Genomic DNA, 12,909 nt, shown 5'->3' with positions numbered 1-12,909 from the left:
TTTTGACGATGAAAATGAAATGGGCCGCAGGACTGGCGGCGTTGATACTTCTGTCGGGCAGCGTGCTGGCCGATAGCAATATCCCCACCGATGAGGTGCTGAAAAAGCAGTTTAACCAGGCGCAGGAAGGGCTAATGCAACTGGACAGCATCACATTGCGCCTGCTTGATTCGCACGGTAACCAGGCGACCTATGCCGCCGAAGGCGATATCTCCGCCACGGAAGATCTCTATTCCATGGTCGGTATGGCCGGAAACTATCAGTTTATGGAACAGACCTGGACCAAAGGGCGCCCGGTGAAGTTCTCGGCGATGGTCAAGGCGGTGGGGACAAAAGATTCCGGCTGGACCACCGAGTTCTTCTCTATGCAGATGGCGGCGAAACCTGCCGGGTATCCGAAACCGGACATTAACAACAAAGAGAAGTATCTGGTGGTCACCGACAGCGATTTTTATCCCCGCCTCGCCAAAATTGAAGCCGACAGGGCCGCCCAGAAAAAAGCGCTGGATAAATCCCTTGAGAAACAAGAGCAGCTCCAAAAGGAGATTGACGCGCTGGACGCCCAAATTGCCGCTTCGTGGGGCAAAGACAAAAACGGCAAACAGTTAACCCGTGATGATGTGCAACACGCGCTGCTGGAGGAGCTTCAGGAGGTGGGCAGGCAGAACGATCCGCTGCATTTTGAAAATAACTACAACAAAACGATTTATGAACCGGCGCTGGCCGAGTGCCAGAAAAAACCGGATTGCGATGCCACACCGCTGCGAAAAGCGCGTGCTACGGCACTCGTGGACCAGCGTCGGGACTATCAACTCAAGTTTCAGCTCAAGCGCGAAGAGGTCATGAAAACCCTGGAGGCTTACGATAAAAAGCGGGAGCCGCTGCGCAAAAAACGTAATGAACTTCGCAGCGAACTGAGCAATTTGGATATCACCAATAGCAAAGCCCGGATGGATTACGAAGGTTGGGAGCGGGACATCGCCGTTATGCGTCGCCAGGGTATTATCAAATAAATCAACCAGCCCGTGTGTGCCGGGCTGGATTCAGATCACTCCCCGGCGAGGAAAATGAAATGGGCCACCGTGGTGGCCCATTTCATTTTTTCGGATTAGACAGGGCGTTGTTTCTCCCTGCCTGATCGAGTTACATCAAACCCAGTATGCGGGGGAGCCATAGCGAGATTTGCGGTATATAAGTAATCAATGCCAGCGCTACGAGTAGTGCGGCATAAAAAGGAAGTAAAGGCTTAATCAAGTGCTGAATTTTAACGCCCGAAATAGAGCAGCCAACAAACAAGGCACTGCCGACCGGTGGCGTTAATAATCCGATGCACAGGTTCGCAACCATCATGATACCAAAGTGTACCGGGTCCATACCTAAGTCTTGTGCAATAGGCAGGAAAATTGGCGTGAAGATAAGTACCGCTGGGGTCATATCCATAAAAACGCCAACAATAAGAAGAACAAGATTAATTAATAAAAGAATAACGAGCGGATTTTCAGAAATAGACATCAGCGCATCGCTAATCATGTAGGGTACATCTGCATTTGTCATTGCCCATGACATCCCAACGGAAAAACCGATCAGCAATAAAACAATAGATGTTGTTACCACTGATTCAAGGACCAACGACGGTAGCTCACTCCACTTCACTTCGCGATAAACGAAAACTGACAAGATGAAAGTGTAAACCACAGCAATAGCAGATGCTTCTGTTGCGGTAAATACGCCCCCCAGGATGCCACCCATAACAATGATGACTAATAATAGGCTAGGCAACGCAGCAAAAAACGCTGTCAGTGCCTGTTTGAGTGACGGTTTTTCTGAAAGCGGATATCCGCGTCGGCTGGCGATAACCGCACATACCATCATGATGACCAGCCCCATCAAAATGCCCGGTAAATAACCCGCCATGAACAGCGAGGCAACGGAGACGCCCCCAGCCGTGAGTGAGAAAACAATCAATACATTCGATGGTGGTATTAAGAGGCCGGTAATACAGGACGAAACGTTAATGGCGGTTGAAAGGGTAGGGTCGTAACCCTGTCGGGTCTGGATTGGATGAAGAGTTCCGCCTACCGCTGCCGCTGCGGCAACCGCAGAGCCTGAAATAGAACCAAACATCATATTTGCCAGTACGTTAACATGCCCCAGAGAACCGGGCACGCGGCCAACCATGACCTGCGCAAGGTTAATCAAGCGTAGAGCAATCCCGCCTCGATTCATCAGTGTTCCGGCAAAAATAAAGAAAGGAATAGCCAGTAGGGCAAAATTATCCAGCCCATTAGCCAGTCGCTGTGAAACCGTAATAACGGCAATATCCCAGGGAAACATAAGGAGCATGGAGCTAACGGTAGAAATACCAATAGCAAATGAAATAGGTACGCCAAGGAAAACCAGGATGAAAAAGGAACCAAATAACGTTAATGCGATATAGCCATCCATTAATCTACTCCTTCGATGGGATTTTTTAGTTTATCCATGCCAACATTTATGAACCACAAGGCGTAGAACATCATTACGATTCCGGTCAGTGGCAAAATAAGATAGACGTAACCCATAGGGATTTGCATCGCGGCTGACACCTGGTTGGTTGCCAGCGTTTTGCCGATCAATTTCATTCCTCCCGTTACGATGACTCCGCCAGAAAAAAGGAAAATCAGCAGATTTACTACGATGGTCAATAGGGCCTGTTTACGCGGTTGTAGCGCCATTGACAGGAGGTCAATTGACAGATGGCGCTGAGCGCCAACGGTATAGGCTGCACCGAGTAAACCTACCCAAATCATCAGAAAGCGTGCAAGTTCATCGGTTGATGTACTGGGCTGATTGAGAACATAACGACTAAATACTTGCCATACGACGCAAATAACCAGTACGCTCATCACCATAATAGAAAACGCCGCGATCGTGTGATCGACCGCCAGCTTTATGCGGTTAAATATCATCTTTAATTTTCCAGGTGAATAAGGGCCAATGACTGGCCCTGGTAGATATTATTCAGCAGCGGCTTCGAATTTTGCTAATAATGCGGCCTGTTTTGGATCTTTTTTAAACTCATCAAACAGAGGTTGCACGGCTGCGCGGAAGGGAGCTTTATCCACTTTCACAATTTTACCACCCTGCGATATTGCCTGAGCACGGGTATCGGCATCGATTTGAGCCCAAAGTTTTTGCTGGTATGTTTCTGAATGCTTAACTGCTTTTTGTAAAATGTCTTTTTGTTCAGGTGTTAATTTGTTCCAGGTTTTAGTTGAAATAACCAGGAAATCAGGAATGGAAGCGTGCTCATCTTCCGAAAAGACCTTTGCAATCTCGATATGGCGCGTTTGTACCCAGGAAGGTACATTATTTTCCGCTCCGTCTACAACGCCCTGCTGCATAGCAGTATAGACCTCACCAAATGAAATGGGCGTAGGCGAGCCACCCATTAACTCAATCATTTTTATTGTGGTTGGGCTGGCCTGAACGCGTATTTTCAGGCCTTTCAAATCTTCCGGTTTCGTAATGGGCTTCCCGGCATAAAAGCTTCTTGTGCCAGCAACGTAAGCAGAAAGCGCGAAGAAGCCTTTGTCTTTTGTAGACTCCATGATTTCTTTACCCACATTACCGAAAACAACGTTATTAAAATGCGCCTGATCTTTAAACAAGAATGGAAGATTATAAATAGCGTATACGTTATCAAAAGATTCAAGATCGCTGGCGGAACCTTTAGTCATATCAAGGGCGCCATTTTGTAATAATTCCAGGGTCTCTCTTGCGCTTCCCATTTGGCTGCTGGGGTAAATGCGGATCGTCATTTTACCATCAGACAGTTTTTTGACTTCTTTAGCCATTTCATCTAAAGCCTGATGTACAACATGGCTTCGCTCAAGGTTATGCGCAAGCTTTAACGTGACTTTATCCTGCGCAATAGCATTCAAAGAAAATAACGAAATAAGCGATGCACACACAAGTGTTTTGGAAAGAGAGAGTTTACTCATTGTTTGGCTCCATGCACATTAATGGTCTATATCTAAAATCAATAATCCTTATTTCTGTATGACATATTATCCTGGTTGTCTGACATCTTTAAGGTGTCTGTCTCACAGTTTTTATTTTTTGTCAGTGTGGATATTTTTAAAAAACGTTAAATATTATCGCGATGAATAAATTGAAATAACAATATTTATTATGGGAATGTATTTGGCCGGTAAGAGGTATAGCCATATCAGTTTTTTAATTGGCGGGGAAACAGGTATCCCGCTTAATACAGCGAGCGGGATAGTTCTGTACATATTATTCGCTCAGGAAAAGTTCCAGCAGGGAGTTGAGGAACAGCTTACCGTGCTCGGTGATTTGCCAGTACTGCTCGCACTCGGTGAGGTAGCCCTGCGCCAGGGCCTCGTCGAGCTGCGAGCGGATCACACTTTCATCCAGCCCCGTGAACAGCGCGAACTCCGCACGCGGCGCGGCTTCCAGCAAACGAAAGCGGTTCATAAAGAACTCGAACGGCTTATCTGCGGCTTCCACATCGTGCTGGCGCTCAAGGTAGCGACCCTGCATATACCCGCGTGGGTGGCGCGTTTTCGCGGTGCGTAAAATGCGCCCGTCCGGGAAGGTCACTTTGCCATGCGCACCGCAGCCAATACCCAGGTAATCGCCAAAGCGCCAGTAGTTGAGGTTGTGCTGACACTGGTAACCCGGTTTCGCGTACGCCGAAGTTTCGTATTGCTGATAGCCCGCGGCGGTCAGTAACTGGTGGCCACGCTCGAAAATATCCCACAATGCATCGTCATCTGGCAGCACCGGCGGGCGCGAGCCAAACAGCGTGTTGGGTTCGATGGTCAACTGATACCAGGAGAGATGCGGCGGGTTCAGTTCAATGGCCTGGCGCAAGTCGTCCAGCGCCTCTTCCAGCGTCTGATCCGGCAGGCCGTGCATCAAATCGAGGTTAAAACTGCGCAGCCCAAGGCCAGTTGCCAGCCGCGCGGCGCGTTTGGCTTCCTCCGGGCCGTGGATTCGCCCCAGCCGCTGTAATTTCGGCTCGCTAAAGCTCTGAACGCCAATCGAAATGCGGTTCACCCCGGCACGTTGATACTCAACAAAGCGGTCGGCCTCGACCGTTCCGGGGTTGGCTTCCATTGTGATTTCCGCATCCGCCGCCAGAGTCAGGCGCGCACGCACGCCATCCAGCAACGTCTGCATCGCCGGGCCGGAGAGCAGGCTCGGCGTACCGCCACCAATAAAGATCGTCTTTACTTCACGCCCCTGTGCGTAAGGCACATCAGCATCAAGGTCGGCGAGCAGGTGCTGCACATAATCATCGTGAGGCACTTCGCCTTTCAATGCATGGGAATTAAAGTCGCAGTACGGGCATTTCTGCACGCACCACGGAATGTGAATATAAAGACTTAAAGGTGGCAAATTAGCCATTACGTAATGCTTCCAGTAACAGTTTCAGCGCCTGCCCACGGTGGGAGATAGCGCTTTTTTCTTCGCGGGTCAGTTCGGCGGCGGTTTTACCTTCCGTCGGGACGAAGAAAATCGGATCGTAACCAAACCCGCCCTGACCGGCAGGCGCACGGGTAATCACACCAGGCCAGCTACCGTGGCACACCAGCGGCGTCGGGTCAGCGGCGTGACGCAGATAGACCAGTACACAGTGGAACTGAGCCTGGCGTTTATCGTCCGGCACATCCTGCAGGGTGGTCAGTAATTTTTGCAGATTCGCTTCATCAGTGGCATCCACGCCAGAGTAACGTGCGGAGTAGATCCCCGGCGCGCCGCCCAGCGCATCAACTGCCAGGCCGGAATCGTCGGCAATCGCGGGCAGACCGGTCACCTCGGCGGCATGGCGCGCTTTCAGGATCGCGTTTTCAATAAACGTCAGGCCGGTCTCCTCGGCGGATTCCACGCCCAACTCGGTTTGCGCCACGATATCCAGACCGAAATCACTCAGCAGCGAGGCAAGCTCGCGCACTTTACCGGCATTACCGGTTGCGAGAACAACTTTTTGCATAATAGATCCTAATTCATCAGGGCCGTGACGGCCGAAGGTATCTGTTGCGGATGGGTAATTTTGACTTGTTTATGGCGGCCCAGTTCGCCTTTTTCAATCAGCACCTGATTTTTGGCCACCCGAAACTGTTTGGCGAGATATTTCACCAGATGGGCGTTGGCCTGCCCATCGACCGGTGGGGCGGTAATGGCGACTTTTAGCTCGTCGCCATGCAGCCCAATAATGCTGTCCCGGCTGGCCTTTGGCTGAATATACAGCCGCAGCACCAGCCCGTCGTCACAGGATGTGACAGCACTCATGCCCAGTTCCAGATATAGGCTAACGGTACGATGGTGTTAGCCAGAAACTCCATCACGCCCATATTGATGACATACATTAGCAGCACCAGAATCATCGGCGAGAAATCGAGACCGCCCATTGATGGCAGCAGGCGGCGAATCGGGCGCAGCAGCGGTTCGGTAAGCTGCAGCAGCACATATTCCACCGGGCTACGGCCCTGGCTGACCCAGCTCATGATTGCCATTAACAGCAGCACCCAGAAGATCAGCGAACCGAGCGTTTTAATAACAATCAGCACCGCCGCCAGCACGATGAACACGCCGTTCATGGAGACGTACGGGTTCAGGAAGACTTTCACGACACACAGCAGCAGCGCGATAAGCAACGATGCGCTGTCAATGGGCCCCATCGACGGAATAATGCGACGCAGCGGGCCAACAATCGGCTGGGTGATTTTCACGATAAACTGGGAAAACGGGTTATAAAAATCACAGCGCGCCCACTGCATCCAGATACGCAGCAACAGCACCATCGTGTAAGCCTGGATAATCAGTGACAGGAGAGTGGACAACGTATTCATGGCGTTCCTCAGTTTTCCTTAGTTTTTTGTGTAATCGCGCGCGCCAAAAATGGCGGTTCCGATGCGCACCATGGTGCTGCCTGCCGCAATCGCGGCCTGCATATCGTCTGACATGCCCAGCGAAAGGGTATCCACGCCAGGGTAACGTACCTTAAGTGCGTCAAATGCGACAGCCATTTGGCGGGCCACGGCAAACTGCCGTTCATAATCAGCCTCGGGAGCAGGGATCGCCATCAGTCCACGCAGGCAAAGACCGGGTAATTCCACCACCTGCGCCGCCAGCGCGTCCAGCTCAGCAAGGGAGATGCCGGATTTGCTCTGCTCATCACTGATATTGACCTGAATCAGCACGTTCAGCGGTGGCAGAGAGTCAGGTCGCTGCTCGCTTAAGCGGCTGGCGATTTTGAGACGGTCCACGGTATGGCACCAGTCAAAATGTTCAGCCACGAGGCGGCTTTTGTTGGACTGTAAGGGGCCGATAAAGTGCCACTGGATATCCGCGATGCCCGAATCCTTGAAATGGCGAATCTTATCAACGCCTTCCTGAACGTAGTTTTCACCAAAGCCACGCTGCCCCGCCGCGTAAGCTTCTTCGATGGCGCTCGCAGGTTTTGTTTTGCTGACTGCAAGCAGCGTAACGTCTTCTGGAGCACGGCCGCAGGACGTTGCAGCGGCTGAGATTTTGTCCCTGACCTGTGCCAGGTTATGCGCAATATCGTTCATGTTCCCAGGTGGCTTTATGGATATGGAAAAAATAGTGGAGCTTAGTGTAAAGCATAATGTCTCGGATCTACACCTGTGCGATCGCCGTCCACCACGGTGGCGAAGGCAAGGACGGCTGGAAGCCGCACCGTTCGACGCGGTGGATATTCACGCGCTGCTCGCCGAAAGTTTAAACACGCAGCAGCAACAGCAGTGGCAGGCGTGCGGACAGATAGATTTTGCCCTCAGTACCCCAGGGCTTCAACGCCTTCGCGCCAGTGCGTTTTTACATCACGAAGGGGTGTCGCTTGCGCTGCGCCTGTTGCCTGACACCTGCCCGACGCTGGATATGCTGGACGTGCCCGCCGTTATCCCTGAATTACTAAGGCGCGATAACGGTCTTATTCTGGTTACCGGGGCGACGGGCAGCGGTAAATCCACCACGCTGGCGGCGATGGTGGATAACCTTAATCACCATCTCGACGGGCATATCCTGACCCTGGAAGATCCCGTGGAGTTTATCCATACGAGTAAACGTTGCCTGATCCAACAGCGGGAAATCGGCCCGCACTGCGCCTCGTTTGCGGCGGGGTTACGCGCGGCATTACGCGAAGACCCGGATGTCATTCTGCTGGGGGAATTGCGTGACAGCGAGACCATCCGCCTGGCGTTGACTGCCGCCGAAACCGGGCATCTGGTGCTGGCGACGTTACATACACGCGGCGCACCGCAGGCTATTGAACGTCTGGTGGACAGTTTCCCCGCTGAGGAGAAAGAGCCGGTGCGTAGCCAGCTTGCCGGAAGCCTGCAGGCTGTATTGTCCCAGCGGCTGGCGGCAGACAGGCAGGGCGGACGTGTGGCGCTGTTTGAGCTGCTTATCAACACACCTGCGATAGCCAACCTTATCCGTGAAGGGAAAAACCACCAGTTGCCCGGCGTGTTACAGACCGGGCAGCAGGCGGGAATGCAGACCTTCGACCAAAGCCGCCAGCAACGGCAGGCGCAGGGGCGACTTTAGCGGATATTCAGCGCGTAAACCGCCGGTAAAGCGCCTGCTGTGGCAATGATCTCCAGGCGTACATTTTGCGCGGTAATGGGGGTAGATAACCGGTGTTCACGCACGGAGTGGTGGTTATTTGTTTCCTCGGCCAGCAGGGTGTCATCGGCCCACAGACGATAGTGGGTGATGCAGTGCGGCGTCACCGGCAAGAAATGGCCCATCTGCACGGTTTCCATGGCGTTATCGAAATCGTTGTCCTGTACCAGTGTCAGGCTGGTGAAGGTTTGTGGCGCATCCCAGTGCCAGCGTAATACCGGTTTGACGTCATCGGCGGCAGGTACCCAGGCATTGGCCTGTTGCTCGGGGCGCAGGCGGCCATTAAGCACATTGTCGGCGCGATAGCAGCTTAACGGCTGGCTAAAACGCAACGCAGGCATTACCTGATGTGGGCGACGGCGCGGCAACCAGAAGTCAAACTCATCGACGCCATAGTCGCCATCCACCACCTGACGGGTATGTTTGGCGACGCGGGCATTCAGGCTATTAAACACGGTCATAATGCCGGGCAGGTGGGTGTCGGTGAGGGCAATGTCCACCTGTTCACACGCTTCAAAGGCGATAAAGACATACTGATCGCGCTCGCTTTGCCACGGGAAATGGACCGTCTGCGCCTGCTCGCCCTCAACGTGCAGTGTTGTGCTGGCGTACTGATAATCGGGCGTGAAATTACCGCTGCGTGCGCTACCCAGAAGCGAGACCTCAAGTGGCTGCTGAGAAGCGGAACGCAGGGTAAAGGTCATATCGGGCAATGACTCCCCGGCTTTAACAGGCAGCAGCAGCGCCATTCTTTCGCCGAGCGAATGCCAGTGGCCGTTAGGGGCAAGTGTACTGAGGGCGTATTCACTGCTGGCGGTGACCGACGCGCCGAGTGCCGGGTCCTGTAACCACTGACGGGGAATGTAGCAGCCGCTGGCCTGCAACCGCTGTTGCAACTGGCCGACATTATCCCGCTGGGCCAGCTCTGCCGGGGTGATGTCATGCGTTTTACACAGCGCGGCAGCGCGGCCGACGACCTCGCCCAGCAGACCGCAGGTGCACATCACCCGGGCGCTACCAAAGGCAACGTGAGAGGCGGAAATGAGCCGTCCGGTCAGGAAGAGATTATCCAGCGAGCGGCTGTAAAGGCTTCGCAATGGAATGGTATAGGTGCCTTTACTGTGAAACTGACGACATCCATCATGGGTGCTGTAGACCCCGTCCGCCGGATGCAGGTCGATAGACCAGCCGCCGTAGGCCACGGCATCATAGTGGTCGCGCTGTTCAATGATGTCCTGCTGGCAAAGCAGATGATCGCCCATAAAACGACGGCTTTCGCGTTTACCGGGAATGACGCCAACCCATTCGATGGTCATGTTGGCCGCTTCCGGGAACTCGCCGGAGTTTTTAATGTAATCCCACACGCCCCAGACGATTTTCCACAACTCCCATTTGATCTCTTCACTCTGGTGAATGGTGTCCAGCCGTCCGCCCCATTCCAGCCACCACAGGTCGCAACCATTGAGGGTGGATGTCAGGCGTTTGTAGCGGGGAATCGCGGTAATATCTTTTAATGCGAACGAAGGGGGAACAAAATTCACCGGGCCGTTCGTCTGTTTGGTGTAGAAATAGATCGAGTGCCCGAGCTTGTGGCCGAAGTTGTCGCCGGGCGCCATTTTTTCCCCCAGTTCGTCCACCTCTTCGGCGCCTTCGCGGTACTCTGCCCCGGCCAGAAAGCCCAGCACGCCGTCCCCCGTTGCGTCACAAAACTGGTCGGCGGTGACGGTATAAAATGTCTCGTTGATGGCGTTAAAGGCGCTGACCTGGGTGAGGGTTCGCTGGTTTTTCTCCACTTCGTAAATCGTGGTATTGAGCAGCAATGTCAGCCCAGGCTGGCTTTTTGCCATATCCAGCAGCACCAGGTCGAACATAACCGGGTTGCCCTCTTTGTTGCGCCAGAGATTCTCTTCGAGGATTTCTCCCATGATGCCGCCTTCACGCGCCCAGCGGTTATTGTTGCCCATATGCGATGTGGCGCCGTTGGCCCACAGGCGAACCTCGCTGGACGCATTGCCGCCGAGTACCGGTCGGTCCTGGATCAACACGACATGTAACCCGTCCCTGGCGGCGGCGAGCGCGGCGCAAAGACCCGCGAGGCCACCGCCCGCTACCAGCAGATCGGCATGCAACTGTTCAGAGGGAAAGGTTCTGGACGCAGTTTGCGGATAGATGTTCATACCTTGTATCCTTCTTTACTGAACTGACGGTAAAATCGAAAATTCCTGCCACCTGAGAGATAAAGCCTGTTATGTCCTCACAACCGAACCAAAGCCTGATTGATGGCATTCGCTGCCTGCAGTACCTGGTCTCCAGCGGCCGCGCGATTGGCTGTCGCGAACTGGCGCGTCTGATGGGCATAAATACCACCCGTGTAAACCGGTTGCTGATGACGATGGCGTCCATCGGCCTGACGATGCAGGATGAGCAGCGTCGTTACCTTCCCGGCCCCGGTATTCATGCGCTCGCGGCGCAGGCGATACGCGGCTCGGCACTCTTTTCCCAGGCGCTCCCCCTGCTGGAAAGCTACGCGCCCAAAGATATCGTGGTGGCGATGGGCGTGCTCTGGGAGGATCAGGTGATTTATATCTATCACTCTGAACCCGGTAGCCAGATGAGCCAGGCGCTGGCCGGTTTTCATATGCTTCCTGCATGGCAGTCGGTCATCGGTATGTCGCTTCTGGCGGCAGAGAGCGATGAAGAACTGCAAAAACGTTTTGTCGACGCACAGTGGCAGCAACTTGCGCCGCATATCGCCCAACAGCGTGAGCTTGGACGCGTGGTCTGGCATCACGATGACGGCGAGGTATCAATGGCGAAGCCTCTTGGCGCGCACTCTGCCGCGCTGGCGTTTGCCGGAATGTGGCAGGTTGACGACGCTGTCATTGATGAACGCCTGAGCGAACTTCACACTCTGGCACGGCGGCTGACACAGAAACCCTGACGCATTTAATTTCTGACTAATGTTTCTTTTATAGAAACATTACTGAAAAAGCAAAAAGCACGCCCTGGAAATGTGAGGGGGATCGGGGGATTGCGTTTTGAGGAAGGGAGAAGGCAAAAAAGGCTGAGCGGCGCTCAGCCTGAGAATTACAGATGCTGCTCGAAGTAGCTTTCGAGGATGATAACCGCAGAGGCAGAATCAACACTGCCTTTATTCAATGCACGAAAACCGCCGCGTTCAAACAGACCCGCACGGGCTTCTACCGTACTCAGCCGCTCATCATGCAAAATAATTTTTGCGCCGAAGCGGCCATGGATTTTATTGGCGAAGTTGCGCGCACGCGCGGTCAAGGGCTGCTCTGTGCCATCCATATTCAGCGGCAGGCCGACAATAACGGCTTCCGGCTGCCACTCTTTTAACAGCTTCTCGATAAGTTTCCAGTCCGGCGTCCCGTCTTGCGCTTTCAGAGCATTCAGCGGGCGCGCTGTACCGGTCACGCGTTGTCCGATGGCGACGCCAATACTTTTGGTACCAAAATCAAAGGCCAGCAGGGTTCCGCTCATCAGGCATGTCCCGCCACGCCCGGCATGGTCGAAATATCAATGCCGATAAGTTTTGCCGCTTCCCGCCAGCGGTCAGCGATAGGCGTTTTAAACAGGATATTTTGATCCGCAGGAGCGGTAAGCCAGGCGTTATCCAGGATCTCCTGTTCAAGCTGGCCTTTTTCCCATGAGGAATAGCCCAGCGCGACCAGCACGTCCTTAGGTTGATCGGCCGTGCCCAGGGTCTCCAGAACATCGCGCGAGGTAGTGATTACGGTGTTATCCGAGACGCGAATGCTGGAAGAGAAGCTGGCAGGCGGCGTGTGCAGAATAAACCCGCGATCTTCCGCCAGTGGGCCGCCAAGCAGCACGGGTTTATCCAGACGAATGGCCGGATCGCGTGCTTCCGGGTTAATTTTCAGTTTCTCCAGGACGCTTTCAACTTTCAGGTTTTCCAGCGGCTTATTGATGATAAGCCCCATGGCACCGTCTTCGTTGTATTCGCAAATATAAACCACCGATCGCCGAAAAAGGGGATCATGGAGAGCAGGCATGGCAATAAGAAAGTGATGCTGTAAATTCATTGTCAGAGGTTCTGTTTCCTGGTTCAAAAAAGCAGCAGCCTAGTATGAGGGGAAAGCTGCACGCTGTCACTAGCCAGACTTTGGAGTTTATGAGCGGGTTCCCTCCCGCCATCCCTTTACCTGCAATAATTCGCGCTGTCTGTGCCCTGGCACCGTTGAGCAACCCGAATTATCGAGGGTAAAT

The 12,909-nt window shown here is 53.4% G+C and carries 14 protein-coding genes; 3 read left to right on the top strand and 11 right to left on the bottom strand.

Annotated elements, in window-relative coordinates; genetic code table 11:
* The first annotated feature begins 8 nt into the window (after positions 1-8).
* On the top strand, positions 9-1,013 hold the full coding sequence (locus ABIB59_RS12890; RefSeq protein WP_132438609.1) for a DUF1202 family protein: 1,005 nt from the start codon (positions 9-11) through the stop codon (positions 1,011-1,013).
* 130 nt (positions 1,014-1,143) lie between these two features.
* Here ABIB59_RS12890 and ABIB59_RS12885 read toward each other — a convergent pair whose 3' ends face one another.
* From ABIB59_RS12885 to ABIB59_RS12850, 8 genes are all read right to left on the bottom strand, one after another.
* A complete protein-coding gene (locus tag ABIB59_RS12885; protein ID WP_071195979.1) occupies positions 1,144-2,445 on the bottom strand; it encodes a TRAP transporter large permease in 1,302 nt (433 codons plus the stop codon).
* Entirely contained in the window at positions 2,445-2,948 is a 504-nt protein-coding gene (locus tag ABIB59_RS12880; protein WP_108700641.1) for a TRAP transporter small permease, read from the bottom strand. The genes ABIB59_RS12885 and ABIB59_RS12880 overlap by 1 nt, the downstream gene beginning before the upstream one ends.
* 48 nt (positions 2,949-2,996) lie before the next feature.
* Complete coding sequence (locus tag ABIB59_RS12875; protein WP_108700642.1) at positions 2,997-3,983, bottom strand: TRAP transporter substrate-binding protein; 987 nt, start codon at positions 3,981-3,983, stop codon at positions 2,997-2,999.
* A gap of 295 nt (positions 3,984-4,278) precedes the next feature.
* A complete protein-coding gene (gene hemW / locus ABIB59_RS12870; protein WP_039078025.1) occupies positions 4,279-5,415 on the bottom strand; it encodes a radical SAM family heme chaperone HemW in 1,137 nt (378 codons plus the stop codon).
* Positions 5,408-6,001, bottom strand: coding sequence for an XTP/dITP diphosphatase (locus ABIB59_RS12865; protein WP_039078024.1), 594 nt, complete (start codon positions 5,999-6,001; stop codon positions 5,408-5,410). The genes hemW and ABIB59_RS12865 overlap by 8 nt, the downstream gene beginning before the upstream one ends.
* Positions 6,002-6,009: 8 nt before the next feature.
* Positions 6,010-6,300: a DUF167 family protein YggU gene (gene yggU, locus ABIB59_RS12860; RefSeq protein ID WP_039078023.1), complete on the bottom strand. Its 291-nt coding sequence runs from the start codon at positions 6,298-6,300 to the stop codon at positions 6,010-6,012.
* A complete protein-coding gene (locus ABIB59_RS12855; protein ID WP_071195982.1) occupies positions 6,297-6,860 on the bottom strand; it encodes a YggT family protein in 564 nt (187 codons plus the stop codon). The genes yggU and ABIB59_RS12855 overlap by 4 nt, the downstream gene beginning before the upstream one ends.
* A gap of 18 nt (positions 6,861-6,878) precedes the next feature.
* A complete protein-coding gene (locus tag ABIB59_RS12850; RefSeq protein WP_071195983.1) occupies positions 6,879-7,583 on the bottom strand; it encodes a YggS family pyridoxal phosphate-dependent enzyme in 705 nt (234 codons plus the stop codon).
* A 16-nt stretch (positions 7,584-7,599) separates the two neighbouring features.
* On the opposite strand from ABIB59_RS12850, the gene ABIB59_RS12845 reads away from it, so the two are divergent.
* Complete coding sequence (locus ABIB59_RS12845) at positions 7,600-8,580, top strand: type IV pilus twitching motility protein PilT (protein WP_071195984.1); 981 nt, start codon at positions 7,600-7,602, stop codon at positions 8,578-8,580.
* Here ABIB59_RS12845 and ABIB59_RS12840 read toward each other — a convergent pair.
* Positions 8,577-10,835 carry an FAD-dependent oxidoreductase gene (locus ABIB59_RS12840; RefSeq protein ID WP_354035679.1) on the bottom strand — a complete coding sequence of 753 codons (2,259 nt, stop codon included), beginning with the start codon at positions 10,833-10,835 and terminating at the stop codon, positions 8,577-8,579. The two genes, ABIB59_RS12845 and ABIB59_RS12840, sit on opposite strands and share 4 nt — an antisense overlap.
* 71 nt (positions 10,836-10,906) lie before the next feature.
* Between ABIB59_RS12840 and ABIB59_RS12835 the strand changes: the two genes are divergently transcribed.
* Positions 10,907-11,599: an IclR family transcriptional regulator domain-containing protein gene (locus tag ABIB59_RS12835; RefSeq protein ID WP_335257000.1), complete on the top strand. Its 693-nt coding sequence runs from the start codon at positions 10,907-10,909 to the stop codon at positions 11,597-11,599.
* Between the two features lie 146 nt (positions 11,600-11,745).
* Here ABIB59_RS12835 and ruvX read toward each other — a convergent pair whose 3' ends face one another.
* Together ruvX and ABIB59_RS12825 are read right to left on the bottom strand one after the other, a co-directional pair.
* On the bottom strand, positions 11,746-12,162 hold the full coding sequence (gene ruvX / locus ABIB59_RS12830; RefSeq protein ID WP_039078017.1) for a Holliday junction resolvase RuvX: 417 nt from the start codon (positions 12,160-12,162) through the stop codon (positions 11,746-11,748).
* A complete protein-coding gene (locus ABIB59_RS12825; RefSeq protein ID WP_039078016.1) occupies positions 12,162-12,725 on the bottom strand; it encodes a YqgE/AlgH family protein in 564 nt (187 codons plus the stop codon). Before ABIB59_RS12825 ends, ruvX begins: the two co-directional genes overlap by 1 nt.
* Between the last annotated feature and the right edge of the window lie 184 nt (positions 12,726-12,909).

This window comes from Citrobacter sp. UYEF32 (assembly GCF_040546205.1).
Taxonomy (GTDB): Bacteria; Pseudomonadota; Gammaproteobacteria; order Enterobacterales; family Enterobacteriaceae; genus Phytobacter; species Phytobacter diazotrophicus.
This window is presented reverse-complemented; position numbering and strand designations above follow the sequence as displayed.